Annotated in this window: 25 protein-coding genes; 10 read left to right on the top strand and 15 right to left on the bottom strand. The window is 47.8% G+C overall.

Annotated elements, in window-relative coordinates:
• Positions 1-20: 20 nt before the first annotated feature.
• Positions 21-935, bottom strand: a complete 915-nt coding sequence (locus QZZ54_RS07210; protein WP_290700856.1) for a permease — start codon at positions 933-935, stop codon at positions 21-23.
• Positions 936-1042: 107 nt separating this feature from the next.
• Here QZZ54_RS07210 and QZZ54_RS07205 point away from each other — a divergent pair, with 107 nt between their 5' ends.
• Positions 1043-1336 carry a metalloregulator ArsR/SmtB family transcription factor gene (locus tag QZZ54_RS07205; RefSeq protein ID WP_290700855.1) on the top strand — a complete coding sequence of 98 codons (294 nt, stop codon included), beginning with the start codon at positions 1043-1045 and terminating at the stop codon, positions 1334-1336.
• 285 nt (positions 1337-1621) lie between these two features.
• Here the strand turns inward: QZZ54_RS07205 and QZZ54_RS07200 are convergent, their stop codons facing one another.
• Entirely contained in the window at positions 1622-2527 is a 906-nt protein-coding gene (locus QZZ54_RS07200) for a LysR family transcriptional regulator (RefSeq protein WP_290700852.1), read from the bottom strand.
• 110 nt (positions 2528-2637) lie between these two features.
• Here QZZ54_RS07200 and QZZ54_RS07195 point away from each other — a divergent pair, with 110 nt between their 5' ends.
• Together QZZ54_RS07195 and QZZ54_RS07190 are read left to right on the top strand one after the other, a co-directional pair.
• Positions 2638-3480 (top strand): pirin family protein, encoded by an 843-nt coding sequence (locus tag QZZ54_RS07195; protein ID WP_290700849.1) that lies wholly within the window; start codon positions 2638-2640, stop codon positions 3478-3480.
• A 53-nt stretch (positions 3481-3533) separates the two neighbouring features.
• Positions 3534-4127: an isochorismatase family protein gene (locus QZZ54_RS07190; protein ID WP_290700847.1), complete on the top strand. Its 594-nt coding sequence runs from the start codon at positions 3534-3536 to the stop codon at positions 4125-4127.
• Between the two features lie 139 nt (positions 4128-4266).
• Here the strand turns inward: QZZ54_RS07190 and rsgA are convergent, their stop codons facing one another.
• The 3 genes from rsgA to QZZ54_RS07175 form a co-directional block, all read right to left on the bottom strand.
• Positions 4267-5310, bottom strand: a complete 1044-nt coding sequence (gene rsgA, locus QZZ54_RS07185) for a ribosome small subunit-dependent GTPase A (RefSeq protein ID WP_290700844.1) — start codon at positions 5308-5310, stop codon at positions 4267-4269.
• 239 nt (positions 5311-5549) lie between these two features.
• A complete protein-coding gene (locus QZZ54_RS07180) occupies positions 5550-5918 on the bottom strand; it encodes an antibiotic biosynthesis monooxygenase family protein (RefSeq protein WP_290700841.1) in 369 nt (122 codons plus the stop codon).
• Between the two features lie 127 nt (positions 5919-6045).
• Positions 6046-6489, bottom strand: a complete 444-nt coding sequence (locus QZZ54_RS07175; protein ID WP_290700838.1) for a hypothetical protein — start codon at positions 6487-6489, stop codon at positions 6046-6048.
• A gap of 213 nt (positions 6490-6702) precedes the next feature.
• Here QZZ54_RS07175 and QZZ54_RS07170 point away from each other — a divergent pair, with 213 nt between their 5' ends.
• A complete protein-coding gene (locus QZZ54_RS07170; protein ID WP_290700835.1) occupies positions 6703-7152 on the top strand; it encodes a MarR family transcriptional regulator in 450 nt (149 codons plus the stop codon).
• 250 nt (positions 7153-7402) lie between these two features.
• Here the strand turns inward: QZZ54_RS07170 and QZZ54_RS07165 are convergent, their stop codons facing one another.
• The 3 genes from QZZ54_RS07165 to QZZ54_RS07155 all read right to left on the bottom strand — a co-directional run bounded on the left by QZZ54_RS07165 (position 7403) and on the right by QZZ54_RS07155 (position 10828).
• Positions 7403-8758 (bottom strand): VWA domain-containing protein, encoded by a 1356-nt coding sequence (locus QZZ54_RS07165; protein ID WP_290700832.1) that lies wholly within the window; start codon positions 8756-8758, stop codon positions 7403-7405.
• Between the two features lie 24 nt (positions 8759-8782).
• A complete protein-coding gene (locus QZZ54_RS07160; RefSeq protein ID WP_366645269.1) occupies positions 8783-9721 on the bottom strand; it encodes a MoxR family ATPase in 939 nt (312 codons plus the stop codon).
• Positions 9722-9937: 216 nt separating this feature from the next.
• Positions 9938-10828 (bottom strand): LysR family transcriptional regulator, encoded by an 891-nt coding sequence (locus QZZ54_RS07155; RefSeq protein WP_290700826.1) that lies wholly within the window; start codon positions 10826-10828, stop codon positions 9938-9940.
• A 153-nt stretch (positions 10829-10981) separates the two neighbouring features.
• Here QZZ54_RS07155 and QZZ54_RS07150 point away from each other — a divergent pair, with 153 nt between their 5' ends.
• Together QZZ54_RS07150 and QZZ54_RS07145 are read left to right on the top strand one after the other, a co-directional pair.
• Complete coding sequence (locus tag QZZ54_RS07150; RefSeq protein ID WP_290700823.1) at positions 10982-11602, top strand: glutathione S-transferase family protein; 621 nt, start codon at positions 10982-10984, stop codon at positions 11600-11602.
• A gap of 138 nt (positions 11603-11740) precedes the next feature.
• A complete protein-coding gene (locus tag QZZ54_RS07145; RefSeq protein WP_290700820.1) occupies positions 11741-12712 on the top strand; it encodes a pyridoxamine 5'-phosphate oxidase family protein in 972 nt (323 codons plus the stop codon).
• 167 nt (positions 12713-12879) lie between these two features.
• On the opposite strand, the gene QZZ54_RS07140 is transcribed toward QZZ54_RS07145, so the two are convergent.
• From QZZ54_RS07140 to sbcD, 3 genes are all read right to left on the bottom strand, one after another.
• Positions 12880-13434 (bottom strand): hypothetical protein, encoded by a 555-nt coding sequence (locus QZZ54_RS07140; protein WP_290700818.1) that lies wholly within the window; start codon positions 13432-13434, stop codon positions 12880-12882.
• A 575-nt stretch (positions 13435-14009) separates the two neighbouring features.
• Positions 14010-17684, bottom strand: a complete 3675-nt coding sequence (locus QZZ54_RS07135; protein ID WP_290700815.1) for an AAA family ATPase — start codon at positions 17682-17684, stop codon at positions 14010-14012.
• Complete coding sequence (gene sbcD / locus QZZ54_RS07130) at positions 17681-19024, bottom strand: exonuclease subunit SbcD (protein ID WP_290700812.1); 1344 nt, start codon at positions 19022-19024, stop codon at positions 17681-17683. The genes QZZ54_RS07135 and sbcD overlap by 4 nt, the downstream gene beginning before the upstream one ends.
• A 170-nt stretch (positions 19025-19194) precedes the next feature.
• On the opposite strand from sbcD, the gene QZZ54_RS07125 reads away from it, so the two are divergent.
• Positions 19195-19821, top strand: a complete 627-nt coding sequence (locus QZZ54_RS07125) for a trimeric intracellular cation channel family protein (RefSeq protein ID WP_290700810.1) — start codon at positions 19195-19197, stop codon at positions 19819-19821.
• 117 nt (positions 19822-19938) lie between these two features.
• On the opposite strand, the gene QZZ54_RS07120 is transcribed toward QZZ54_RS07125, so the two are convergent.
• On the bottom strand, positions 19939-20760 hold the full coding sequence (locus QZZ54_RS07120; protein ID WP_290700807.1) for a 2OG-Fe dioxygenase family protein: 822 nt from the start codon (positions 20758-20760) through the stop codon (positions 19939-19941).
• 233 nt (positions 20761-20993) lie between these two features.
• Between QZZ54_RS07120 and QZZ54_RS07115 the strand changes: the two genes are divergently transcribed.
• The 3 genes from QZZ54_RS07115 to hpaD all read left to right on the top strand — a co-directional run bounded on the left by QZZ54_RS07115 (position 20994) and on the right by hpaD (position 23878).
• Positions 20994-21494 carry a GNAT family N-acetyltransferase gene (locus tag QZZ54_RS07115; RefSeq protein WP_290700804.1) on the top strand — a complete coding sequence of 167 codons (501 nt, stop codon included), beginning with the start codon at positions 20994-20996 and terminating at the stop codon, positions 21492-21494.
• A gap of 91 nt (positions 21495-21585) precedes the next feature.
• On the top strand, positions 21586-22644 hold the full coding sequence (locus QZZ54_RS07110; RefSeq protein WP_290700801.1) for an AraC family transcriptional regulator: 1059 nt from the start codon (positions 21586-21588) through the stop codon (positions 22642-22644).
• 346 nt (positions 22645-22990) lie between these two features.
• On the top strand, positions 22991-23878 hold the full coding sequence (gene hpaD, locus QZZ54_RS07105; RefSeq protein ID WP_290700798.1) for a 3,4-dihydroxyphenylacetate 2,3-dioxygenase: 888 nt from the start codon (positions 22991-22993) through the stop codon (positions 23876-23878).
• An 86-nt stretch (positions 23879-23964) separates the two neighbouring features.
• On the opposite strand, the gene QZZ54_RS07100 is transcribed toward hpaD, so the two are convergent.
• Genes QZZ54_RS07100 through QZZ54_RS07090 form a run of 3 tightly spaced genes read right to left on the bottom strand, consistent with a single transcriptional unit; the run spans position 23965 to position 26463 of the window.
• Positions 23965-24708 (bottom strand): ABC transporter ATP-binding protein, encoded by a 744-nt coding sequence (locus QZZ54_RS07100; protein ID WP_290700794.1) that lies wholly within the window; start codon positions 24706-24708, stop codon positions 23965-23967.
• Complete coding sequence (locus QZZ54_RS07095; protein ID WP_290700791.1) at positions 24695-25459, bottom strand: ABC transporter permease; 765 nt, start codon at positions 25457-25459, stop codon at positions 24695-24697. Before QZZ54_RS07095 ends, QZZ54_RS07100 begins: the two co-directional genes overlap by 14 nt.
• Positions 25459-26463, bottom strand: a complete 1005-nt coding sequence (locus QZZ54_RS07090) for an ABC transporter substrate-binding protein (protein WP_290700788.1) — start codon at positions 26461-26463, stop codon at positions 25459-25461. Before QZZ54_RS07090 ends, QZZ54_RS07095 begins: the two co-directional genes overlap by 1 nt.
• Positions 26464-26477: the final 14 nt, after the last annotated feature.

Here is a 26477-nt window from a genome sequence, read left to right as displayed (position 1 = left end):
TAGATAGCCTGATTCTCCGGTTAAAATAGATACCCGTAAAGATACCCCGCGCCGACGGCCATAGAAATAATCACCGATAGAAAAGCGACTATCATTTGACTCTTGAAGATGGACTTCAGCAAGATCACTTCAGTGAGACTAGCGCCCGCACTGCCTATAATAAGAGCCATCACAGCCCCTAAGCTCATCCCTTTGGCTGCTAAAGCAGCACTCAATGGAATGACAGCCTCAGCTCGAATATACAAAGGAATACCAATGATTGCTGCTACAGGCACCGCAAAAGAATTGTCATCACTAGCCATAGAAGATACAAACTCAGTCGGCATAAAACCATAGATTAGAGACCCTAAAGTAATTCCTCCCATCAAATACGGTAATACTTTCTTAAAATCAGACCAGGTAACAAACCAAATTGATTTCCATTTGTTTATGGGCGTATTACTGCCACCACAAGCACTAGCACAACCCGTTGTTTTGGGGTCGATGTAAGCTTCAGCCTTGATGAATCGTTCAAACCCAAGCTTTTCAAGACTATAACCGGCAATGACTGACACCCCCATAGCCATCACAAAATAGAACGCGGCAACCTTCGGACCAAAAGTTACGATAAATAAGCCGATAATAATTGGATTCAGCAGAGGGCTGGCAAATAGAAACACCATCATCGCTCCAAATCCGGCTTTTGCCCGCAGCAGCCCTTTCAAGAAAGGGATGGTTGAGCATGAGCAAAAAGGAGTGATAGCCCCTAATAAGCCTGCGACAAAATACCCCTTACCGTTCTTTCCGCCCAATATTGCCTGTACTTTAGCGGGCGGGATATATTCTTGCAGTACGCCAACCGCATAGCTAATCAATAGGAATAGCACTGTCAATTCGACAGTTAGGAAAGCAAAGATTCCGAGACTTTCTTGCGCCATTTCAAGGGTAATGCTCATTGACTTCTTTCTCTATATTTCTGGAATAGTCGAAATATAAAGGATATGAACTTTACTAACAATATATTTCTAGTAATATGGAAATATATTTTATGAGAGATCTATAGATGAACATTGATCAGGCAGCAAAAGCACTCAAAGAGTTAGGCCATCCCACTCGGCTTGCCGTCTACAGACAGCTGATTAAATCCGGGAGAAAAGGCATTGCTGTTGGTGAGGTTCAAGAGAAGCTGGAGATACCTGGGTCAACACTGTCACACCACTTAAAAAGCCTGGAATCAGCGGGGCTAATCACTCAGCGCCGGGAAGGCCGAACCCTGTTTTGTGTAGCCCAATATGAACAGCTAGACTCGGTGATCGGTTTTTTACAGGAGGAGTGCTGTGCGGATGAAGCCAATTAAATTAATCCTCAGCAACGGCCTTTGTCTGCTTTTGGTTTCAATCGATAAATAGCCTGAAGCAGCCATAAGACCCGAGAAGTGATACTCACCACAAGAAACTAGTCTTTGGCAACGCTTCAAGAAATGATTAAGCAATTATAGTGACTAACGATTTAACTAAGTTAGTTAGCTTAAAAAGTTGGTTAAATAACCTCAATATAAAAAAAGGCGAGCGCTATGCTCGCCTTTTTTGTACTTCGATATAAGCTAAAAACTTATCGGGTGGATACCCTCTCTTTCTTTTTGCTATTTAATTTCCCAGGGGGCATCAGGAGTCGTTGACTCAACCACATGATCGATAAAGGTTCTGACATTCCGGGCTAAATGCTTGTGGGAAGGATAAATAATATAGATGCTTTGTTGAGGAGCTGAGTGGTCAGCTAATACCTGAATTAACTCCCCGTTTTTTAACAAGTTCATGACCAATGGATGAGGTACCTGAGCGATTCCCATACCGTTATGGGCTGCTTCAACAACTAATTTCATATTATCTACTGCATATCGCCCTCTGACGGGAATCGAAATTTCTCCTTCATCAGTCATAAACCGCCAGTATTGATTTTTTAAGCTTCTGCCCATGATGACGCAGTCATGCTGACTCAAATCATCAAGAGAGTTCGGCCTGCCAGCTTTGTCGAGATATTCAGGACTGACACAGAATATACTCTGTTTAGGACCAATACGACGGGCAATAAGGCTGGAGTCCTTTAGCTCGCCGCTGCGAAACGCTATATCAATGCGCTCTTCGATAAGGTCCACATAACGGTCTGTTACTTCCAACTCTATCTGCACATCTGGGTACAGCCGTAGAAAGTCATTGATCCAGGGCTGCAAATAGTTCACGGCAAAATCCGTAGGCGAGGTAACCCTTAACAGACCCGTGGGCATCGATCTGGATTCACTTGCCAGCGTAGTTGCTTCTTCAATACTTGCCAGACTCTGCTGGCAATCTTCAAAGTACTGCTGACCAATGTCGGTCAGATGCAGTTTTCGCGTTGATCTTTGCAGTAGCCTCACCCCAAGTGCATCTTCAAGCTTTTGTACTTTTCGGCTCACCGTCGTTGAAGGCATATTCAGTTGCTTGCTGGCTCCGACAAAACTTCCCGCCTCTACAACTTTTACAAAGACATAAACCTCATTGAAATCAATCATTCACCAACTACTTATAAATATGGGATAGATAAAACCAACTATACCATCTAATCAAGTAGTCGAGTATCAAATACCATGGGTCCATCGCTAATGTTCAGGAGGATCAACAAATGAGCCGCTCAATAATAGAAACCAGAAACGGTCACCAGCATGGTCCAGTTACCAGTTTTATTAACCAGAAGAATGTTAAGCAACTCAACCCTTTTGTGCTCTGGGATCACTTCCAGACAGAAGGTCTGACAGGTACCACAGGGTTTGGCTTTCATGGTCATTCAGGGGTAGCCACTATTTCTTACCCCGTGATCGGCGACATCGTCCACGAAGATACTGATGGCAACAAAGGCAAGCTAGAAGCCGGTGGTGTGCAGTTGATGGCGTCTGGTGCCGGTGTTTTACATAAAGAAACCGTTTATCCCAATCGGGGTGTAACCGATGCATTCCAACTGTGGACTCTGTTACCCCAGGACGAGGTCGAGATGGGTCCAGTGTCCTATTCACTGGCGCAGAAAGAGCAGGCTCCGGTTGTTACGACACCGGTCAGCAAGACGAAGATCCTGGTCGGACAGCATTCTGGTGTGTTCAGTCCTGCCAAACACAGTGTCGATATTACCTATCTTGAGGTCGAGATTACATCCAATGGCACATGGCAACATGCTGTTGAGAAGGGCCAGACCAGCGGCTTTATTTATGTTCGCTCAGGCGAAATCTCCCTCAATAACAGTTTACTTAAAGCAAACCATCTAGGGGTGCTTAATCAATCAGACGCTGATCTTAGCCTAACAGCGGGTGACTCGGGTGCCGTCATTATGGTTGCTTTAGGGCAGCCCCTTGACCAACCCATTATCAGCTCTGGCTCATCGATGCATTCGAGTCAGGAACGCTTGAACTCAGGCTCCCATAACATTCAGCGCTTAACCGAAGCGCTTTATGCAACACCAAGCAGAGTAATTTAAGTCTGACAAAGCCTAAAAATGGCTCAGCACTTAATCAACTATCGAGGTCTATTATGAAATCACCACTATTCACACCTGAAAATTCCGCCATGTTATTGATCGATCATCAGGTAGGCACTATGGGGTGGGTCGGCTCCGCAAGTCTGGAAGAGATTAAAATGAATACGATTGCGCTGGCACTTGCTGCTGATGCGGTAGGTATGCCTTTGATCCTAACTTCCAGCATGGAAGACCAGGCACAGGGACCTCTGTTTGAGGAGTTGCAACTGGCAGTGCCAGACGCTTACGCGAATCGTGTATTGCGAGGAGGAGTTGTCGACTCAATGAAAGATGAGGGGTTTGCCAAAGCAGTAAAAGATACCAAACGTAAAAATCTTATTATCGCCGGTATTACTACAGATGTTTGCGTGGTGTATCCCGCAATCACTGCCGTATCAGAGGGCTACAATGTACAGGTTGTAGTTGATGGTTCAGGCTCACCGACTCAGACCGCCGATGAAACAGCGTTGCGCCGCATGGAAAGCAATGGCGTGACATTAACAACGACTAACCAGTTGATAGCAGAGCTTGCTCAAGACTGGAGTACAGAAAATGGCCAAAAACTGATGCAGGTATTATTTGAAGAAATTTTGTCAAAACAACACTGATTTCGATTGGGGCAATATGTAAATGTCGCCTACCGAGGTCTTCTCATTAAATTAACCAACTTAATTTCATAGCCTCTTTTGATTACAGGTAATTATAAATATGAAAGGCCGCTCATTGAGCGGCCTTTTTTATCACAGACTAACGGCCTTTTTTCAGCTTCCTTGATTCCTTTTGTACAGATCTGTAAAAACGCCCCAGCGCCCTGTCTTTTTCCCGTTTCTCTGCGAGACTGGCACTATTATGGGCCTGTTCACGCATCAATTTGAGATAGTTCGACAATCGACGCTGATCTATCTGCGACGCCTTAAGCGCTCTCTGTACCGCGCAGCCGGGCTCCGAATTATGCTGGCAGTCGTTGTAACGACATTGTTCAATCAAGGCACTAATATCAGCAAACGCCTCTTCCAGTCCTGTTTCACAATCGGTCAGCTGTAATTCCCGCATACCCGGAGTATCCAGCAACACACCACCACCGGACATCAGATGTAATGTGCGGGAAGTCGTAGTATGCCGACCTTTATCATCTGCATCCCGAGCTTCGGCGGTTTGTTGGGTCGACTCCCCCAGCAAAGCATTCACTAGCGTAGACTTGCCCACACCGGATGAACCTAACACCGCAACACTATTGCCAGACCGACACCAGGGAAGCAAAACCTTTACACTGCTGGCATCAAGCCCATTGACCACTTCAACCATAAGTAATGGATCGAGGGCCTGTACCTGCTGCAAATAACTGTCTGGATCATCACAGAGGTCAGGCTTGGTTAAAACCACCACAGCATCTGCGCCCGCCTCTTTAATTAACACCATATAGCGCTCAATCCGATTAAGGGAGAAATCCTGATTCAGTGAGGTGGTGATAAAGACGGTATCAATATTACTGGCAATCAGTTGCTCAGATACTTTACTGCCAGACGCCTTACGCGAGAAGCGAGACAGACGCTCCAGCAGACGGTAAAAGGCTCCATCCTCATGTAAAAGCACCCAGTCCCCCACCGTTAGAGCGGGCATTTTGGGCGTATGAGGCAAGCGCCGCTGGCCTTGCTCGCTATACAGTTCCAGATGTGAACGATGCTGCGCGACAACTCTGGCCGGCAGGTATTGAGTACATTCTTCTAATGAGAGTTGTTGCTGAAAAAAAGGAGACCACCCCAGTTGGGACAGTGAATAAATTGTAGTCATAGAAACCCCTGACGCTTACATAAGTAGCGTCCGATAAATAATCATCGGGGGCTAAATTGCCCCGGTTTATAAACCGGGCAGAGAAATCAGGTTATACGGATTTCAGCGAACTGCCCGGAAGGTTTTAACTACAATCATCTTTACCCTCCAGTGTGGTATTGGTCGTTTACGCAGTTAAATCTATCAGAAGCCTTACACTTGTCAAGCAGACTCCCAGTCCTTAGTAAGGCTTTTTAGGATTACGCAGTACAGTGGTTTTCAACTGAAAGCTTCTTGAATAAATGTGGGGATGCCACTGCACTTTCAGGATAATCGCCAATACGACTTTGAAATTCAGGATGTGTGAAAGCATTACGAAATGCTGCAACGCTTTCCCATATGGCATAGTTAATATAGGTAGTGCTACCACCAATACCTTTATGAAGTTGGGTTGAAATATAACCAGGTTGAGCCTTCATGAAATCCGCATCATGTGACCACGCCTTAATCAACGCATCTTCGTCTACCGCATCCACGGTAAATACGTTGACTAGGACTATCGGGCCTTCCTCGGTTTCCATCTGATCCGCAAGGGTTACCATCTTATCTAGCTCTTTAAAGTGTGGCATTTTGTTCATTCCTCTAATGGTGTTATTTCCTATTACATATGCTGAAGAGCTTTGGACGCTCTAGTTTCTTCACTGTTTATGTAGGTTGTTAATGGGTTCTGGGGAAGCTTACTTTTATGACCCTGCATTATTTTTTGGCTCTTACGACCCGAATACCATCTCTGATATTGAGAGACATTAGTACTAAGTTGATAAAGCCAGCAATAAGCTCTGCTGCCTGGACAGTGTAGAAAGTCGTATCAAAGCTGCCAGAACTTGCCAGATGCTGTAGATATATCGCACAAGGCAATAAAATCAGCAGTCCGTTTAACGCGATGAAAGGCATCCTTTTTTTCTTATTTCCAATAGGGCCGGCGTTAGCTTTTGGGGCCATCTTGATTCCAGATATGCCTGTGATCATCATCAAAGGAATAAGAATCCAGACACCATACGAAATAACTGTTTTAACTGTCAGGATCATTGCCTGATCACCCATCAATTCAGTAATCAGTGTGCTGCTAAAAAAACTCAAGATAATAAGAAAAGCAAACACACCCGCTATGCGGTGCAGATAGCTTATTGATTTTTTCATGGTTCATCTCCTGTGTGGCTAAATGTCTGATGTCATCGGACATCTCTCTTTCCAGAGCAGCCTCATCAATTTGTACTGCGCTATCAATTAGTGCAAACTATCATGCGTTCGCAATAGTTGCAAATGCAACAGATGCATTTTAGACACTCTAATATTTTGAACGTATGATGCAGGCAGCTCGATTTGGATACGGTTACTGTGGAGATGTGAGTAATGGAAGGTAAGAAAGAAGCTCGGTTACCCAGAGATCAGAGTTTTGGTTGGCTGGTTGCAGTGTTGGGAGGGCAGATGGCATCTTCTTTTGATCAAAAGTTGAAAAAGGTAGGGCTAAATCTCGGCCTTTGGCCATCCCTTTTTGCCCTGTGGGAAGAGGAAGGACTAACTCAGGTAGAGCTTGCAGCCCGTTGCAACACCGCAAATTACACAACTACTAGGGTGCTCGATTCTTTAGAAGCCTTAGGTTTGGTAGAGAGAAAAAAACACCCGACTAGTAGAAGGGCTTATCAGATTTTCTTAACAGATAAAGGCCGGGAGTTAGAGGTTGCGGCTACAGAAGTAGCTAGGGAGTGCAATGAAGAGTTTTTATCGCCTCTGTCTGAATGTGAAAGAAAAGATATTCATGTGCTTATCATGAAGTTGGTCACTGCAAGGGATGATAACTGACTATCCAAAGAGCACATGGGGAAGATTCGTATTGAGTTCACTCATGACTCCACTACATCTACGTGTTTGACTTGAAACTATCTCCACTTTAGGTCGATAGATAACCTGAAGCAGCCATCCATAAGACCCCAAAAAGGGTATTCGTCACAAAAAATAGTCTTAGACAACGCTTCAAAGAATGATTTTAGTAGTTGTAGATGACGTAAAGCATGGGCCTGCCAGCCAACTTTATTCAGCCCTAAAGATAGGCTCAGGCCTCATGTTTTAAAACAGACCCTAGAATTCTATTGAGATCTCGAAGTGAGTTACAGGTTTCGACATGGGAACAGAATGGCGCGTACTTGCGCATGATAGAGTCACCACTATCCCAATTAACCTGCCCTTCCGGGTTGAGCCAGAGTACTCGCTGGCTACGGCGGTAGATCTCTTCCCAAACAGCGACATTGCCATCTTCATTATTATTTCGGGCATCGCCCAGCATAATAACGGTGGTTCGATTATCGATATCGCCAAGCGCCATCTCTTCAAAGTCGCCCAGAGCCTGGCCATAGTGAGTGGGCTTATTACCCCAATTATGAATCACTTCTGCCAGTGCCTGGTCCATATCATGCTGTTCAAAAAGCCTGGTAACTTCGCCCATATTCGCAGAAAACACGAAAGACCTAACATTCGGCAGTACATCTTGCAGAGAGTATAAAAACAGCAGGAGAAACCTCGCCACTTTGCTTACCGAGCCGCTGACATCGCATATCACCATCACCTTAGGTCGCTCAACCCGGGTTGATTTCCACTTAGTGTGAAACAGAAAGCCATCATAGGCGGCATTAGCAGTGATAGTCCGCCGGACATCCAGTAAACCACGCTTAGTGATACGTCGCCTGCGACTGTGCATGCTCGCTAATCTTTTAGCTGCCTTACGCACCAGTTCACCCATAAGCTTATAGTTTCGGTGATCGATACTGGTCAGGCTAATTTTTTGTAAATTGCCTTCGCGTCGCTTGCTCGGCTCATTTTGATTAAAGGCCAGGTACTGCTGTTCAACGTAGTCACGGACATGCTGCTGCAACCGGATTCTTCGCTGGCGCAGCAACTGTAGTTCAGCACTGCTCTCATCACGATCGGCCATTTCAGCCAATTCCTGTTGTAGCGCTCCATCCCCCAGCGCCTGCATAAGCCGATAAGTCACCATCGGCACCTGGGTCATAAAGGTAACTTCCTGAGCACCGGACGCAGCGGCAGCACTGGCAATCATTACCTGCATCGCTGAGACATCACCGCTCATCAACTGCTGCGCCAGAGACGATTCCAGGCTAAGCATCGGTATTGGGGGTAACGCTATGTCTGTATGCTCAGCAGTTTGAGGAGTATGCCCGTAGTCAGCGTTGAATTGATTATGACTGTTGAAGAACTGATCAAAAATCTGATCAAAGATCAGTCGATGCTCCAGACATTTGGTCAGCGTCGTCCCCAGCGACTGTTTAAGCAGAGGCGCGTTATCAATGCCGACTAATTGAGCTGCATTTAAGCCGTCCAGCGTTTCCGCCGATGATATCGGCAAACCGGCTTGTCGCAGTGCGTGTATGAAATCGCCTAATACTTTTTGCATAATCAATCTCGACCCTTGGGTCGATTAATTTTCCTTTGTCGCGACTTTAAGAAGATTATGAATCTCGGGTTCAACTGCTTCGATATCGTCTTGGAATTTCAGCAACAGATTAAGCGTCGTCTTTACCCACTCATGATCCAGACTGTCGACATTGAGGAGTAAAAGCGCACGGGCCCAATCAATTGTTTCACTCACAGCAGGAGCCTTTTTCAAAGACATATCCCGAAGTTCACTAATAAACTCCACTAACTGATGCTTAAGCTTGTCATTCAGTTCAGGCACCTGAGCGGTAATAATCTTTTGCTCAATCGCTTTCGACGGAAAGGGAATATAGAGATGCAGGCAGCGTCGCTTCAATGCATCGCTGAGCTCTCGGGTGTTATTACTGGTTAAGAATACCAGTGGCTTAGACTTCGCTTTTATCGTGCCCAGCTCGGGAATAGATATTTGGTAGTCCGACAGAAGCTCCAGTAGAAACGCTTCAAATTCCTGATCGGCTTTATCTATTTCATCGATCAGCAGAACGGCGCCGTCTTCCGTTCTTAATGCTTCCAGCAGCGGACGGGGTTCAAGGAATTCATCGGAATAGAAGATGTCACCAAACTGATGCAAACGGGAAACCGATTCATCCAGGCCTTTCGCACCCCGCATGACATCACCTAGCTGGTCTTTCAATAGCTGGGTATAGAGCAACTGCTTGCCGTACTTCCACTCGTAAAGCGCCTTGGCTTCATCAAGACCTTCATAACATTGCATGCGAATTAGTGGGGCAGACAACAGATCAGAGGTCTTCTTAGCCAGTTCTGTTTTACCAACACCCGGGGGGCCTTCAACCAATATAGGTTTCTGAAGATGACACGCCAGATATACCGAGGTGGCAATAGCATCACTACAAATATAGCCCAGGGACTCAAACTGTTGTTTGATGGTATCGGGGGAGTTAATTTTGTCCTGATTTCGAATAATCACCGGAGGCCTCTATCTTTTCGTATTCACTAGATTGTAAGACTGACTCAACCAATAAGATAGGGTTAACCCTTAGTAAAATTCATGCTTTTCGGTTCAGTGACTTTTACCAACCTTCGGGCATCAGGCCTTATGGCTCAGATTACCGGGCTAAGCCACATAGGAGCGCGGGATAACTTGGTGTTTTGCGCAGACAACTCCAGCTAGCCTGCTTCAAATCCCGGCTTTAAAGGTTTCTACAAGGTGATCGATCAGCGCCCGCACCCGGGCTGAAAGATGACGACTTTGAGGATAAACCGCATAGAGCGAAATAACGCTAGCTTCCTGCTCTTCGAAGAGAATTTTCAGTTCACCGGTCTCGACATAGGGTTTAATCGCATAGTGTGGACAAAAAATTATCCCCAGGCCGGTTGCACCCATCTGAGCGATCGCTTTCGGGCTGTTCGCATGGAATGAGCCACTCACCCGTACCGATACCGGCTCACCTTCAATATTAAATGGCCAGCGACTCTGGTCCGCATTAATGCGCATCAGTAAGCAATTGTGCTGTGACAGATCTTCCGGATGCTGTGGCTCTCCCACTCTGGAGAGATAGTCAGGCGATGCGGCGACCACCATACGCATATCCATGAGCTTGCGTGCGACCAGACTGGAATCATTCAAGGGGCCAAATCGAATGGCCAGATCAAAGCCCTCCTCCACGACAGGTACATAGTGATCTGCCAGCTGTAATTGAATGGTGACATCAGGGTGCAAGGGTTGAAAATGACTTACCGCATCGACCAGATGCGTGCTACCAAAGCCTGTCGGGGCCGTTATCCTGATTGACCCGGCCAACGTGGACTGTCGGGTCTGCACGACGCCTTCCAGCTCATCAAACTGCTCTAGCAGGGGCACACAACGGGTAAAGTAAGCTTCTCCGGTTTCAGTCAGCGTGACACTTCGGGTAGTCCGGTGAAATAGCTGAGCCCCCAACTTTTCCTCAAGCTGGCGGACATACTTACTGGCCAGCTTAGTGCTTATCTCGAGCTGCTTTGCCCCGGCGGTGAAAGAGCGCTGCCGGGCTACCGCAACAAAGGTACGCATGCCAACAATGGTATCCAATTCAAAACCCCTTCACTTAAAACAGCTCTGGCAAGTAAACCAGACCCACTATCTACATTTTGTAGATAAAGATTCAATAATATCGGATATTGTCCATTAAGCGAACCCTATCTAGACTAACTCCATCATCAAACACATCGGATAGGTTACAAAATGTCTAACACAGTTAAGATTTACGCTTTCCCATTATCAGGCCACGCACACAGGGCTACTCTGTTTGCGAGTCTCGCAGGCATTCCCCATGAGGTTATCAATGTCGACCTGCCCGCCGGCGAACACAAACAAGCCGAGTTTCTTAAGCTAAATCCCGCCGGTCAGGTACCGGTCATTAAAGATGCCGATGTGGTGATATCTGATTCAAATGCGATTCTGGTCTATCTGGCGCGAAAGTTCGCCCCCGCTTACCTTCCGCAAGATTATGTACTGGAAGCTGAAGTGCAGAAGTTTCTAACCTTAGCAGCCGGTGAGATAGCTTTTGGCCCCGCTGCTGCCAGGCTGGTTACCGTTTTTAACGCGCCGATAGATCCCGACTTTGCCCAGGCAACGGCGACAAAGGTATTGAATAAGCTGGAAGCGCATCTGAACAACCGGGAGTTCTTAGTAGGCGACAACATCAGCATCGCGGATGTTGCGATTTATAGCTATGTGGCCCACGCACCCGAAGGCAATGTTTCACTGGACGCTTACCCCAATGTGCAGCGGCTACTTAAAAACATTGAAGCACAAGATGGTTTTATACCGATGCCAACAACGAACGTAGGATTGCGTGCCTAACCGCTTACGACTGGCATCCCCTGCTCTAGCCGGTCTCAGGTTCATATGTAAAGTGATGAATCTGAGCCAGGTTGGCTCTGGTCTTATGAAATGCCCAATCGCTTAACAACAGCCACTAGCAGTATCTCAGGTGACACTATGCATACTCCAGATAACCGATACGCAACACAAACACCTTTTCATACCGGTGAGAAGGTGATGCAAGCCCGTACTGGCATGAGCGAACGGATGGACAGTATCGGTGGGCAGATTATCCGCTCATATATGCCGGACCAGCATCGACAGTTTTTTTCACAACTGCCCTTTATGATCATCGGTAGTGTTGACCAACAGGGCCGGCCATGGGCGTCTGTTATCGCAGGCAAACCCGGATTTATCGCATCCCCCAGCCCGACTGCACTTGAATTTATGACTCAGGCTATAACAGGTGATCCACTACAGAACAATTTGCAGGTGGGTGCCCCATTAGGCCTGTTAGGGATAGAACTGCCTACCCGCCGCCGTAATCGGATGAACGCCCATATCAGCCACGCATCGGATAGCGGTTTCTCAATATCCGTTGATCAGTCATTTGGTAATTGCCCTCAATATATACAGACCCGCTCGGTTACCTACACTCAGCGCCAACAGCCGGTCATCAACGACAAAAACATTACTCACTTCTCAACCTTAGATGATAGCGCGCGGCGCTGGATCGCCGATGCCGATACGTTTTTTGTCTCCAGTTACGTCCCCTCAGACGACAACCCTGACACTGAAGGTGTTGATGTCTCTCATCGCGGCGGACAAGCGGGTTTTATCAAGGTGCAGGGAGACACCCTCACCATTCCGGATTTCTCGGGTAACTTCCTGTTTATGACGCTGGGCAACTTTGTCGTCAACCCCAAAGCCGGACTGTTATTTATCGACTTCCAGAGCGGTGACCTGATGATGCTGACCGGCAGCGTAACCATACTCGCAGAGGATGACCCGGAAATAAAAAATATACAGGGCGCCGAACGGGGCTGGACCTTCACACTAGAACACGGCGTGCGAATAGAAAACGCACTCCCTTTTCAATTTGAGTTCGGTGAATACTCACCCAGAAGTTTAGCGACAGGGCGTTGGTAATTTGGGCCAAGTTAGACACGTTAAAGGCCGCTATTGAGCGGCCTTTAAGTTTTTCGCAGCCTATGAAGACCAATCAGCAAAACTAATGGAGGAAAAATTCAAAAGCTCTGATTCATTTGATTGTCGAATCTTTCGATAGATGTACTCTGAAACCCATTACTCTGGTCTTAAATCAGTGCTGCGTTCTCTGCCTCGAATAACGCAAGCGCCTTCTCCACATCATAAGCTGCTTCATTCAGACTCATGGGATCCCACTCACTCCTCTCAACTTCAAAGAAGTTACCGCCGTAGACGTGAATAGCACCGGTAAATTCAGACGTAGGATTAGTCACTGAGTGAACAATATTTTTGCCTAACTTTGCGACTTCACACGCCGCTATCGATTGGGCACCTGCCGCTTCGATTTTTCCATTCTTATCGTCCTTTATACGCCGCCAAAAAATATTATCTTCTCGCCCTGAATAAACGCCAATAATTGCCCATGTGTTATGGTTGTGAGGCATTAATGTCATCTTAGGTGCCCAAACCACATTAACAATTGTCAGGCTATCCGAGACATACAGTTTCTCAATCATAGCTCGCTTTGGTTCCCCTATAGCCGCCATAACCCCTTTATAATCTTGCACAGCACCTTGCACTAACTCAGCAATCACCTCTTGCGGCTTATCCCCTTCTACAGCTGACTTACAATCAGCGATAAATCTTTCTAAAACAAAGCTCATTTTCTGAATTATCCTCAATATATAACAACAAAATATACGATATTAAAGCGTGAACACTGACACTTAATCGTTTGAAGAACTGGTAAAGAAGTTGCAACGTTTCAGCATCTATCCTTAAGCCTGTGGTCGCCATTTGATCTCCCTGGCTAGTTGACCTAATCATTGCATAGCTTTTCTTCACAGACAATTCGCTATTAAGTTAGCGCTCATATACCTCTTAGAAATCAAAATCAGAATTTAGCACGGCCCCAATTTCCCTCTGTGCAGCCGAGCATTGCAGTTTTTCAATGGGCTAAAGCGGGGAACTGCCTGAGGGTGCGAAGCGACCAAGTTTTTCCCGCGTCCATTGAAAAATGAAACGCGCAGGTAAGTCGCGAAGCGACCCAGCAGTGGTGCGGCTTTAGATTGTTAAGACCTTTAGCTGTTGAAAGGTCTTGACCCGATCGGCGAGAGCGGAAAAAGAAGATTAGAAGTACCGCGATAAAGAATGATCAACAAATGTATATCGTCATACCAAAATCGCTGCTGGTACCCAGAGGGCATGCTAAAGCAGCTCCTACAGTAACCACAACCCTCTACGCTACCCGATACTCCGTACCCAACTCACTAATCCCCAATCCACTCTTTTTAACCACTCTGAGCTGAACTGGAATTCGCTCTTTCATCGCTTCGATATGACTGATGACACCGATCATCTTGCCGGAGGCGTTGAGGTTATCCAACGCATCGAGGGCGATATCCAGTGTTTCACTATCTAATGTGCCAAAGCCTTCATCCAGGAACAGGGAGTCGATGCTGGTTTTGTGGCTGACCAGATCAGAGAGCGCCAGGGCCAGAGCCAGACTCACTAGAAAGCTCTCGCCACCGGAGAGGGTTTTGGTATCCCGTTCGATATCACCCTGCCAGGTATCCAATACACTGAGTTCTAACCCGGCATCTTGTTTACGTTTCAGCAAGTAGCGATCATGCAGACGTTCCAGCTGTTGGTTCGCCAGGTGGACCAGATTATCCAGAGTCAGGCCTTGAGCAAACTTACGGAATTTATCGCCTTTCTGTGAGCCTATCAGTGAGTGCAGGTATTGAATATCATCGTAATGCTCGGTGTACGCTTCAATCTCATCGAACAACGCCTGCTGATCTTTTCGACGGCTCTGGTCTGAGGTTAGCTCGTTACTAATCTCTCCAACCCGTCTTGCCAGCTGCTCAACAGTGTTATTCAGTTCACTGATCTGCGCTTCGATATCCACCTTGGGGGTCTTCTGATATTCCGCTGCGAGTGGATTTTCCTGTACGGCTTTCAGCGCTTGCCCTGCGTTATCCAGCAATGCTTTAGCTTGTGCGAGTTCGCTATCCAATTGCTGCTTTTTATCTTGTAACGTTTTGCGTTCTGGCTCTGACAAGAGTGCCTGCTGGAATGCCTCTTCGGTGCTGAACGGGCTTTCTGACAATGCGGTTAACCAGCTGGACTTTCGCGCCTCCAGACGGGTTTGTGACGTTTTAAGCGCTTGTTGCTGGTTGTTCAGCTCTGCGAGCTGGGCTTTATGCGCACTGGATAACTGGTGACTGCTCTCCTGCGCTGTCTTATGAGTTGCCTCGGCAGACTGCATTTGAATTTGGCTCTCTGCGCGCGCTTGGCTCACAACCCTCTCACCAAAAAGCTCACTACGCTGAGTTTTCAACAGTTGAAGTGACTGGCTCAGCAGCTCCCATTCCTCTTGTAACTGAGTCAGCTGTTTTTCAAGATCGTTTAGCTGATTCTGGCAGTGCGTCTGTTCAATACTTAAGCGACTAAAATGGCTAGAGAGCTGTTCTTTCTTACCGCTAAACGCCTCCCATTGCTGCGCATCCAGCTGTTTGGCTTTCAGCCATTCATGTAGCTGTTCTGCCTCAGGGGGGTGATAGCCTTGTTCAGTTAGCTGTGCAGTAAACGCCTCGCGCTGGGTGATGATCTGCTCTGATCGTTTGGCTTTATCTTGTTGGACTTCAAGCAGACTCCTGGAGAGGTTAGTTATCGCCTGCTCACTCAACTCAAACCTGTTTTTCAGTTGTTCTGCACTGCGCTGTGCGTTGTCCCATTGCTGCTTGGCATCGTCTCTTTGCTTATTCAGCTTTTTAAGCTGCTGAATCGCATCTGCAGATTGCTGCCGTTTTACCTGTTCCGCTGCTTCATACTGCTGCAGACTTTGACTATCACTAATTGGAAAACCGAGGTTCAAAACTCTTGTGATTTGCTGCCACTGCTGTTCCAAACCAGACTGATCAGTCTTTATCGCACTTAACCGTTGCACTAATTCCTGCAGATGACGCTCAACTGAGGTCAGTGCGGCAGCGGTATCCTGCCCCTGCCCTTTAATCTCGCTGAGTTCCTGCTCGGCTATCTCTCTGTCTTTAATGGCCTGAGACAGATCTGATACATCGCCAGTCAGCTTTGGATGATCATGGGAGCCACACAGAGGGCACTCCTCTCCGGCCTGAAGGTCGGCCCGGAACTGAGCTAACTGTTCATCCTGAGTAACGAGTTTGCTCAGAGCGCTGACCAATTGCTCCTGTTTTTTATACTGGGCTCGTAACTGATCTCGTGTCTGCTTGACTGTTACTTGTCGGGCCTGCTCGCTCTTTTCGGTTGCCTGCTTTTCCTGCCGTTCTGTATCAAGCTGCTGCCAGCGGTGACTGAGCGGCTGCAGTTTAAGCAACTGGGTGTAGTCAGTATTCAACCGCTCCCGTTGCTGTTCTAATACTTCGATATCTCCCTGCTCGCATGCTGCAACAGAAGCACCGTTTGCCTGCTGCCAGACCTGCTCTAGCTTGCCTGTATCCGCCACCGCCATTTGATACAGTTTTTCATCTGCTTCATGTGCGTCCTGTTGCTGAGTCAGCATTGCCTGCTGGCCTGCTTCTTTGTTGATCAGTTGGTTTAACCCAGCCTCTTCTGACAGAATCTGTTCAGCCTGTATTTGCCACTGACCCAGGTACTGTTTTAACGACCTGTCTGCCTTGTGCTGCAGCAGATACTGATCAATCGCTTCGAGCTCTTGAGCTTGAGTGTTGATCTGCTCGTTAAGCGAGATTAGCTGCTGTTGACTGGCATCTCTTTTCGAAACGGTCTCTTTCATCCCGTTATTTTTTTCGCTCAGCTTTTCCTGCTCGGCAGAGATTTTTTGATCCAGCGGAACCACCTGATCATTGATCAGACGCTCTTGATGTTCATGCTGCTGCTTGGTTTTTTCGAGCAATGCACGCTGCTGATCGAAGGTTGCCGCAGCGGTCTCCATTTGCGCTTTGCCCCCCTGCTCTGATGCCTGCTTTTCGCTATAGAGCTTTTCGCTATTATCACGCTGTAGCTGAGCATCCTGCAGTAACGTAAAAGGGGTTCGCAGTTGTTCCGCCGGTTCACTCTGCTGTAAGCGCAGCAGATCCGGTTGTGCCAGGGTTTGCTGTTCTTTAACTTTTTGTAAGCGCTCAGTGTTAGCGGCTACCTCTTGTAACCCGCGCTCTTGCTGTTGCCACCAGCTTAAATGGGCACTGGAAGCTGTAACTTTGGCCTTATGCTCAGTCTGTTGCTGTTGAAGCTGGGTTAACTCTTCCTGGAGTAGCTGTTTAGCCTCATCAGTGAGCAGTTGCACACCTTTGGCCTGAGAGTTCAGCTCTGCCAGCTTTTGCTTAGCCTCAGCAAAGTGCAGGTGCACCCGCTCAGAGATCTGCCCATAGATCTCGGTGCCGGTTAGCTCTTCTAACAACTCTGCTCGTTCGGCTTCTTTGGCATTCAGAAAAGCAGCAAACTCCCCCTGGGAGAGCAGCATCGATTTGGTAAAACGGGAGAAATCCAGACCGGTGATACGTTCAATCGTCTCGTTTTTTTGCTTTATCTGGGTCGCCAGCACATTGCCCGTAGCGACTTCAGCCAATTCGACATCCGCCTGTTGCAGATTACCATCGGCCTTACCTCGGGAACGACGCATGCTCCAGTGGGCACGATAGGCTTTGCCTTTCACTTCAAACTGCACTTCAGCGGAGCACTCGGCGGTGCCCCGGGTCATAATCTCATTGGTTGACGCCGAGATCTGGCCTAAGCGGGGCGTCTGATGGTATAGCGCCAGACAGATCGCATCGAGCAGGGTGGTTTTGCCCGCCCCGGTCGGCCCGGTAATCGCAAACAGGCCGTTATCCACAAAGGGCGATTGAGTGAAGTCGATCTTCCACTCGCCTTTCAGAGAGTTCAGATTTTTGAACTGCAGGCTTAATATCTTCATGCGCCCTGCTCCGGATTCTCAACTTCCGACAGTATCTGTTTAAATTGCTGCTTTATTCTGCCTAATCGCAACGTTTCTATTTCACCTTCGAAGTTCTCCAGCTCCAGTCGCTTAGCAAAGACATCATCGGGCGTTAACTCCGCCAGAGTTTCACGCGCTGTCTGGGTTAACGATTGCTTAGCGGTGTTACGTGAACGCCGCAGCTGCAATACTTCAAAGGACAAGCCAACCGACGGGCTTACTGATTGATCGACTGTCTGCTCGACGCTCAAGCCTTCGATCAGTGTCTGGATACGTTGGGGTAGATCCGCAAGATAGTCCTGAAGTTCGACCTCTATACAGAGCCAAACCGGCTTAGCCTGCGGCGCACTTTCATTGGTATTAGCGTCAAACGCTTTCAGCTGAGATTCGATGCTACTGAGGTCACCTTTGATCACGGCCATCGGCTGAAACCGTGGCACTTCAAGGGGAGAAATAGCCACCCGATCAGCCTGATCAAACTCCACTATCACCACCTGCTTTGTGGTTTTAAGTTCATCAAAGCTCAGTGGAATGGGCGAGCCGCTATAACGGATATGCTCTGATTTGGCGACAACCTGTGGCCTGTGGATATGTCCCAGAGCAATATAGTCTGCCGGGGGAAATCCATCCGCCGCAAAACCATCCAGGCTACCGATATAGATATCGCGTACGGAGTCTGACTGACTCACGCCCAAAGCCGTTAGATGGCCGGTAGCGATGATAGGAACATTCAATTGTTTCTCTTCTCTGACAGCCAGCGCTGCCTGATACAGCTGATGATAATGCTGCTTAATCGCCTCGCCCAATGCCTGACGCTTTTCAAGGCCCGATTCGCCGGCACGACTCTGTATAACATCACGGGGGCGGATAAAGGGAATCGCACAGAGAATAACACCGGTTTCACCCGTACTGTTTTTTAGCTCAATAATTTGATTATGATCCGGTGCAGATCTGGCAGTGTCGTCTGTTACTTCGGCGGTAACGGCACTCGGGACAACGTTAGCGACGACATGAGTATTAAGACAGGCCACCAGCTGTTTTGATTCATTCAAGGTCGATACTGAGTCGTGATTACCACCCAATACCACCAGCGTGCAATTCAGCTGACTGATCGCTACGATGAACTGGTTATACATCTCCCGTGCATAGCTCGGAGGCGTGCCAGTATCAAAGATATCGCCCGCGACAATGACAGCATCGATATCATGGGCAGCGACCTGCTCCAGCAACCAGGCAAGAAATGCCTGATGTTCAGCTTTGCGACTTTTGGTAAAAAAACTCTGACCCAGATGCCAGTCAGACGTATGTAGGAGTTTCATTCAGATCGTCCGTAACCATAAAAATACAGCTAGACTATCACAATGATCACTCCCACTTGATCGATTTCTCCCTTAAAATAACAACCTGATGCTAAATAATTCAGCCTCCACATATAGCGCATCTTTCATAACCTTTATGCCTCACCAATCACACTTTAGGAAACGAATTAATGCCTTTCGATATTACTGCGGTTATCAGCATCATGGGGCTATCTGCCGTAGGTGTTTTCGCCGTTTCAGGCGCATTGGATGCCGCACGTCAGAAAATGGATATTCTGGGCTTGATGTTGATCGGCACCGCAACCGGGCTGGGCGGTGGCACTCTGCGCGATGTGCTGCTAGGTAAACTACCGGTATTCTGGATCCGTGAACCTATCTGGATCATCATCTGCCTGCTCGCCTCAGCTATTACCTACTTTATTGCACCTAAACTGGCTTCGCGAACACGCGCACTAATCTGGATGGATGCGGTTGGTCTTGCCCTGTTTGCTGTCGTGGGCACAGAGATCGCGCTGAAGTTTGGCACATCGCCCCTGATTGCGGTCTGCATGGGGGTTATGACCGGTAGCTTTGGCGGTATCGCCCGAGACTTGCTCTGTGGCAGCAACCTGACACTGATGAATGAAGAGCTATATATCACCCCTATGCTGGTCGGATCGGTTACCTATCTGATACTCAATACCTTAAACCTGCCCTACAGCTATGACCTGATGGGGGGCTTTCTGGTCGCGTTTATTCTTCGAGCGCTGGCCATTCAGTTCCATATTAAATTACCGAATATGTATCGAAAGAGCTGAGCCTCGTTAAGCTTTAAACAGCGGGTCAACTGACCCGTGGTTTACCAGGATAAAAAAGGCGAACACAAGATTCACCTTTTACACCAATTTTTCTACCGACCTGTTTTCCTTACTGCCCTACCACTCATTCAACACCGCCCCAGGAAAATGCTCCCTTAGAATTCGGTTCTGAAACTGATCATTGAAACGACAATTGATAATGATGATAAACCGCTCGAATGGCTGACTGGTATCCAGGGGTTTCAGACTGCTAACACTGTGATAGATCTGATCGTCCTTAATATGCAAAATCTCTCCCGGGGCCAGATCTGCCGAGATGATCTCTTGCCGACCCTGCTTATCAAACGATAGCGAGCTGGTCGCACCGTTGACGTTTTCACGATTGATCACCAGTACACTGAGAAACTGACTGCCATCCTTATGGATACCCTGCCCCTGTAATGGGTCGGTTAATTCATCTCCCCGTACGCCATTTATCTGCATCAGAATCGGTTCACCCGGTTGAATATCCCACAGATCGGCCCAGCCTTTGATAAAACTACTCACATCATCCCGCTGAATAAACTGATCTTCCAGGGGCGCGTAATGGCGAACTTTATCGGCCATAGTATCAGCGTCATTGAAGGCTCCACCCTGCGCCATAGGACAACCGGCTAACACGCGGGGCTCACCTGACTGATCCAGATAGAACCAGGACATCCGTTTCCAGCGGGTATCTACATAGGGATCACGGGGGAGCTGATCCAGATAGGGTAGCCAGCCCTGTAAATCTATGCGGTTATCAACACTTGTTCTGCTCCAGTTATCACCACGGACTTCTTCATACACCCGGGCATCCCAATAACGCCTTTGACGTTGCTGAATTGCCTGTTGAGCTATTGGCTGTGGTGGAATTTGCAGGTGGTTTTGCTGGGCGTTGTTTGCTATAAAAGTTTCCATAAAATTGTCACTCCTTTGCGCTGGTAAATTGCTGCTTTTTTTGCAGTCCATAAAACAAGAGGCCCGACACTATCCGGACCTCTTGTCTCTATTTGTAGCAATTAAAACGATCGTTTAGAAACACTATCGTTTATTCGCTATAACCCGTCTGGATTGACACCCCGGAACAGACTGAGCCAAGCAGATTTATCTAAAGGGTTTTTCGGCAACATTTCTAACTAAGGAAAAACGATATGGATTTCATTCAAACCAAGAATTGTGAATGCCGATTACGACCAGGAACGCCCGATGATGCAGGTCTGGTTGTCGAGTACATGAGAAAACTCGGTGCTTATCAGAAGATGCTGGATAAAATAACCGCCACTGAAGCTGACATTCATCGGTTACTGACCGATAAAAAGGGTGAAGTGGTTTTTGCCGAACTTAAGGGTGAGACCGTCGGATTTATCTATTTCTACCAAACCTCTTCGGCCTTCACTGGGCAGTCAGGGCTGTATATTGATGGTTTCTTTATCGATCAACCTGTTCAGTCAAAAGGGCTTGGCAAAACAATGATCGCCTATCTGTCAAAACTGGCACTACAGCGGGGATGCCAACGACTAGAATGGGGCTGCCTGGACTGGAACGAACCCGCCATCAGTTTCTATCGGAACATGGGGGCTTATAGCGTGGATGAGATGACAATCTATCGCTTCACTCCGGAGCAACTGGCAATAAACGCAGCTGATTTTTAACCATTCAACGTCAGCTTCCATCCTTTGGTTCATCTGAACTTAGGGGTACACTGAGTCTCTCAGTTTCAAGGCCTTTTGGTACAGAGTGAGCATGGACGAAAATACCCGACAGAAACAATCTGCAGCAGTCGATAGTAAGCAATCATCAACCGTCGTTGGTGGCTGGTCTGTCGCTGTCGGACGTGCTCTGGATTCGCTGGGCTACAACGGCGCTCAACTCTTACATGCTGCCGGTGTGGATATCTCGCAAAAGCGCGATACCGATGTGCGCTTCAGTTCTGACCACACCCGTACCCTTTGGGCATTGGCATTAAACGAAACAGGCCAGGAAGATATCGGTTTACAGGTGGCCCGGTATGTCTGCCCGACTACGTTTCATGCACTGGGCTTTTCGCTATGGGCCAGTAACAGCTTGTTCGATGCCCTGCAGCGAATGGTTCGTTTTGATCTGTTACTCAATGATGGTTGTAGTCTGTCACTCAGTAAGTCAGGCCCGGATAGTTTTGCTTTCTCGATGGAGATAAAAGAGTCTGACCACCAGCCGTTGGTTGTTGCTGAGGGAATCGATTATTTTCTCGGCGCGATAGTCAAAATGTTCCGCGATATGTCTGATCAAAGCTTTTCTCCCCTCTCGGTGAAATTCTCACGCATAGCGCCGGCTAATCCTGAGTTGTGGGAAAATTATTTTCAATGCCCCGTCAGTTTTGGTGAACCCAATAACGGCCTTGAGTTAAGTGCTGCGCAACTCAATGAACATCTGCCGACGGGTAATAGTCTGCTGGCTGAACAAAATGACAAGCTGGTAGAAGACTATCTGCAACGATTACAGATGGCTGACCTGGCCGGCCAGGTACGCAATACACTGATCGATCTGATGCCGCTGGGACTAACCACTTTAGACGCGGTCGCTACTGAGTTAAATATCGTGCCCCGTACCCTGCAATATAAACTCACCCAATCTGGCACAACGATTCAAAAACTACGTGACCAGATCCGTGAAGAATTGGCCCGCAAGTACCTGCAACATTCCCGGCAGAACATTACCCAGATCGCTTACTCACTAGGGTTCTCCGACCCGGCCCATCTCAACCGGGCCTTCAAGCGCTGGACCGGAGAGACGCCCACTGCTTTCAGAACACGTTATCTATAAAAAATCATTAACCACAGAGGACACTGAGGACACTGAGGACACCGAGATAAAGCATTAACTCTTATCCAAGCCCTTCCTCTATGTTCTCCGTGGTGAAAACCTCTTACTCACATATATCACAACCTAGAATACCGAGGTAAATCATTGGCTCTTTCCTGAAGCCCTTCCTCTGTGCTCTCTGTGTCCTCTGTGGTGAAACGCTCTCTAATGTCTTAAATGGTAAAAGCTTTGCTTTAAATGGCAAAGGCACTCAGCCAACCCTCCGTATACTCGCTTCATATCGAAACGGCTTTGCTTTTGGAGCGGCACAATCGAATAACAAAAAAACAAGTAATTGAGGTGAGTTATGGGCGAAGTAGTACTGGCAGCAAAAGTGACACATGTTCCTTCTATGTTTATTTCTGAACAGGAAGGCCCTCTAAAGGGTATCCGTGATGCCGCGATCGAAGGTCTGCGTAAGATTGGTGATCTGTGCCGTGAGCGTAAAGTAGATACCATTGTTATTGCCGATACCCATTGGCTGGTAAACGCTGGATTCCATATCAACGCCAAGCCTGACATGTCCGGTGTATTCACCAGTACTGAGTTCCCTCACTTCCTGAACAATATGGAATACAGCTATACCGGCGACCCTGAACTAGGGCAACTGATCGCTGAAACGGCTACCAAAAGCGGTGTCACCACCCTTTGCCATCATGAAATTGACACCCTGGAAATACAGTACGGAACTCTGGTTCCACTGCGCTACATGGGGATCGACAAAGATATAAAAGTCGTTTCTATCGCAGGCTGGATGTACGACGCAGATCTGGAAGAGTCTAAGGTTGTGGGTGAAGCTATCCTAAATGCGGTGAAGAAGTCCGGCAAGCGGGTTGCCTTTCTGGCGAGTGGATCGCTCTCGCACAGAATCCCACCGAATAAAGTTGTCGGCGACTACTTGTTCAAAATCAGCCGTCCTCTGAATCAAGAGATCGACCTGATGGTATTGGATATGTGGAAGCAGGGTCGCACTAAAGACTTCCTTGATATCATGCCTAAATACGCTGAAGACTGTTCCGGAGAAGGCGGTATGCATGACACCGCTATGCTATTTGGCCTGCTGGGCTGGGATAAGTATGAAGGTGAAGCTGAGATCATGACCGAGTACTTCCCAAGCTCGGGCACCGGGCAATGTAATGTTGTATTCCCGCTTATGCCATCAGAAAAGCCTGATTACACTGTTCACCCGGTATAACGCTAACCTAGCTGTGAATAAAACCTGCTAGGGTCACCTGCACCAGGTTTTATTCACGCTCCCATTCACTCTAACGCACAACAACCTTACTGAGAGTCTCCCTCCAATAAGCCTGAATGCTCACTTAGCATCTGCGCTTTCCATTGCTGAAAAGCGTTATCCTCGCTAAGCCGGGGCCTTTGAATATCAACCAGCTTATCTAATACCACCCTCCCCGGTGCAGATGATAGAAACAGAACCCGATCAGCCAATTGAATAGCTTCATTCAGATCATGGGTGACGAACACAACCGTAGGCTTATGCTCTTGCCACAGCTCTAGTAACAAATCACGCAGGCGTTGTGCATTCGGCCCATCCAACGAAACAAAAGGCTCATCAAGCAATAACAACTCAGGTTGAGTCAGAAAAGCACGAGCAATGCTCACCCGGCGCTGCATACCGCCGGAAAGCTGTTTCGAATAGCTGGCAGACTTACCGCTCAGGCCAACCCGGGTCAATGTAGTCTCTATCTGCGTATCGCTGACTTTCGGCATAACCAAACGTAAGTTTTCAGCGACGGTCAGCCAGGGCATCAACCTGGGCTGCTGGAAAATATAGCCAATTTTACAGGGAGGCCTATTCTCCATAGAGCTGTCGTTGTAGAGAACCTCGCCGGGGTCACTTTTTTCCAGCCCAGCAATCATATTCAACAACGTACTTTTGCCTGCGCCTGATGGCCCTACCAGAGCAACAAATTCGCCTTTAGAGACGCTAAAGTCTAACCCATCCAGCACTCTTTCAAGACTGTTTGGGTAAACTTTGCCCTGAATGGATATATCAAGACTGACCATAGCCACCCCGAGCGATGTAACGGTCCAGTGGTCGCATAATCACCCCTTCGATCACTAAGATGATAGCAACAAAAGCCAGGGTATAAGCGAGAATGCTGGCAATATCAAAAAACTGAAAGAAGGTGCCTAACTGAAAACCGACTCCCTCACTTCGTCCCAATAGCTCGACCACCAGCACTATCTTCCAGATCAAAGACAGCCCCGAACGGGCCGATGCCATAATGAAGGGGTAAAGCTGGGGTAGATAAACTTTGAAGAAATAACGAAACCGCGAAACCTGAAACACTCTGGCGACGTCGAGCAGATCACGGTCAACCACCCTCGCCCCTTCGCGTACCATCACGACCACTGTGGGGATTTTATTAATGGCCACGGCGGCTATGGCAGACGCTTCGACGAGGCCAAACCAGACATAACAAAGGATGATGGTAACTAATGCAGGGATATTAAGCGCGATCACTAATAGAGAATCAAAAGCCGAGTTCAGGCGAGCAAAAGCCCCCATCATCACACCAATCAAGACACCCAGCAGCATTGCGATCACAAAACTGACCGTCACCCTCATCATAGTCACCAGCAGATGGTGCAACATATCACCGTCAAACAGATGTAAGTGCAAGCTGGTAAACACCTGAATCACACTGGGAAAGTTATTACTCTCCAACAGCATCGCTGCAGACTGCCAGAACAGAAAGAGCACAAGCAGTGGCAGCGCTCCAAATAGCATCCCTTTCAGCCGATGTACAAACATTAGTTCACACCTTGCCCTATCTGAATCACGCCCTCTTCCGAATCTGGAAGCCAGAACAGTGATCGGTCCAGTGTGTTCGCGCCACCCGTAAGTTTATCGCCACCCTCACGGGCCATGATGGCGTATAGTTTTTCCAGTGCATCCAACTCATCTATACCGAACTGACGTTGAACACCTGCACGGTAGCCCTCTTTAAGTGCTTCAAAAACCTGATCATCTTCAGCACGGGTCAACGAACGGATTCGTTGCCATTCCCCGTCAGATGTCAGCAGAATCTCCCGGGCGTGCCGGGAAGCTTTAAGAAAATTACTCAATAGCTGATTATTCTCTTGCCGCCAGGCTTCGGTGAAAACCCAGCCCACTAACGGTACTTGTCGATTAACGCCTAACCCAGCCATCATCTCCTGAACACTAATAATCTTTTTAAAACCTTTCGCTTTGAGCCTGGCACTGTAGTGCCAAAAATTAAGAATTAGCGGGAGTTTATCGTCATACATTAACTGGTTTAGCAGGGGGGGCGCGGCAAATACCGGTTCAACCGATTTCATAAGATCCTGATCAAGTGTTTGCTTGCTATAGGCTTGTAGCAACAACCAGCTCTTATCAACGGAACCGCCAGCGATTCCCAACCGCTGGCCATCAAGGTCTCGAATAGAGACGACCGGGCTATTCGACTGAGCATAGAGCCCACCGGCAGCGGCAGAGACCGGAGAAAAGCCAAACATTCTGTTATTGAATCGCTGGCGATTAACCCACACCCAATCACTATAGATAATATCTACAGCATGACTCTGTAGGGATATAGCACTGGCGTTCTTGCCACCGACCGGGATTACATCAAGGGAGAAATGGTATTTTTTATCCAACTCATGGCGGCGAATAACATCCATTTCCCAATTAACAGTACCAAACTGTAAGACCGCCACACGGACGGTCGGTATAGGCTCGGCCAACACAGAAGTAGCCGACGACAGTACTGCTGCTGAGATTAATTCGATAAGCATCGCTTTAGACTTCA

It is taken from the genome of Amphritea sp., from assembly GCF_016744155.1.
Taxonomy (GTDB): domain Bacteria; phylum Pseudomonadota; class Gammaproteobacteria; order Pseudomonadales; family Balneatricaceae; genus Amphritea.
This window is presented reverse-complemented; position numbering and strand designations above follow the sequence as displayed.

Bases quoted from the DNA above. Each gene is read 5' to 3' on its own strand.
- QZZ54_RS07210 (WP_290700856.1), bottom strand. From the start codon at position 935: ATGAGCATTACCCTTGAAATGGCGCAAGAAAGTCTCGGAATCTTTGCT.
- QZZ54_RS07205 (WP_290700855.1), top strand. From the start codon at position 1,043: ATGAACATTGATCAGGCAGCAAAAGCACTCAAAGAGTTAGGCCATCCC.
- QZZ54_RS07200 (WP_290700852.1), bottom strand. From the start codon at position 2,527: ATGATTGATTTCAATGAGGTTTATGTCTTTGTAAAAGTTGTAGAGGCG.
- QZZ54_RS07195 (WP_290700849.1), top strand. From the start codon at position 2,638: ATGAGCCGCTCAATAATAGAAACCAGAAACGGTCACCAGCATGGTCCA.
- QZZ54_RS07190 (WP_290700847.1), top strand. From the start codon at position 3,534: ATGAAATCACCACTATTCACACCTGAAAATTCCGCCATGTTATTGATC.
- rsgA (WP_290700844.1), bottom strand. From the start codon at position 5,310: ATGACTACAATTTATTCACTGTCCCAACTGGGGTGGTCTCCTTTTTTT.
- QZZ54_RS07180 (WP_290700841.1), bottom strand. From the start codon at position 5,918: ATGCCACACTTTAAAGAGCTAGATAAGATGGTAACCCTTGCGGATCAG.
- QZZ54_RS07175 (WP_290700838.1), bottom strand. From the start codon at position 6,489: ATGAAAAAATCAATAAGCTATCTGCACCGCATAGCGGGTGTGTTTGCT.
- QZZ54_RS07170 (WP_290700835.1), top strand. From the start codon at position 6,703: ATGGAAGGTAAGAAAGAAGCTCGGTTACCCAGAGATCAGAGTTTTGGT.
- QZZ54_RS07165 (WP_290700832.1), bottom strand. From the start codon at position 8,758: ATGCAAAAAGTATTAGGCGATTTCATACACGCACTGCGACAAGCCGGT.
- QZZ54_RS07150 (WP_290700823.1), top strand. From the start codon at position 10,982: ATGTCTAACACAGTTAAGATTTACGCTTTCCCATTATCAGGCCACGCA.
- QZZ54_RS07145 (WP_290700820.1), top strand. From the start codon at position 11,741: ATGCATACTCCAGATAACCGATACGCAACACAAACACCTTTTCATACC.
- QZZ54_RS07140 (WP_290700818.1), bottom strand. From the start codon at position 13,434: ATGAGCTTTGTTTTAGAAAGATTTATCGCTGATTGTAAGTCAGCTGTA.
- QZZ54_RS07135 (WP_290700815.1), bottom strand. From the start codon at position 17,684: ATGAAGATATTAAGCCTGCAGTTCAAAAATCTGAACTCTCTGAAAGGC.
- sbcD (WP_290700812.1), bottom strand. From the start codon at position 19,024: ATGAAACTCCTACATACGTCTGACTGGCATCTGGGTCAGAGTTTTTTT.
- QZZ54_RS07125 (WP_290700810.1), top strand. From the start codon at position 19,195: ATGCCTTTCGATATTACTGCGGTTATCAGCATCATGGGGCTATCTGCC.
- QZZ54_RS07120 (WP_290700807.1), bottom strand. From the start codon at position 20,760: ATGGAAACTTTTATAGCAAACAACGCCCAGCAAAACCACCTGCAAATT.
- QZZ54_RS07115 (WP_290700804.1), top strand. From the start codon at position 20,994: ATGGATTTCATTCAAACCAAGAATTGTGAATGCCGATTACGACCAGGA.
- QZZ54_RS07110 (WP_290700801.1), top strand. From the start codon at position 21,586: ATGGACGAAAATACCCGACAGAAACAATCTGCAGCAGTCGATAGTAAG.
- hpaD (WP_290700798.1), top strand. From the start codon at position 22,991: ATGGGCGAAGTAGTACTGGCAGCAAAAGTGACACATGTTCCTTCTATG.
- QZZ54_RS07100 (WP_290700794.1), bottom strand. From the start codon at position 24,708: ATGGTCAGTCTTGATATATCCATTCAGGGCAAAGTTTACCCAAACAGT.
- QZZ54_RS07095 (WP_290700791.1), bottom strand. From the start codon at position 25,459: ATGTTTGTACATCGGCTGAAAGGGATGCTATTTGGAGCGCTGCCACTG.
- QZZ54_RS07090 (WP_290700788.1), bottom strand. From the start codon at position 26,463: ATGCTTATCGAATTAATCTCAGCAGCAGTACTGTCGTCGGCTACTTCT.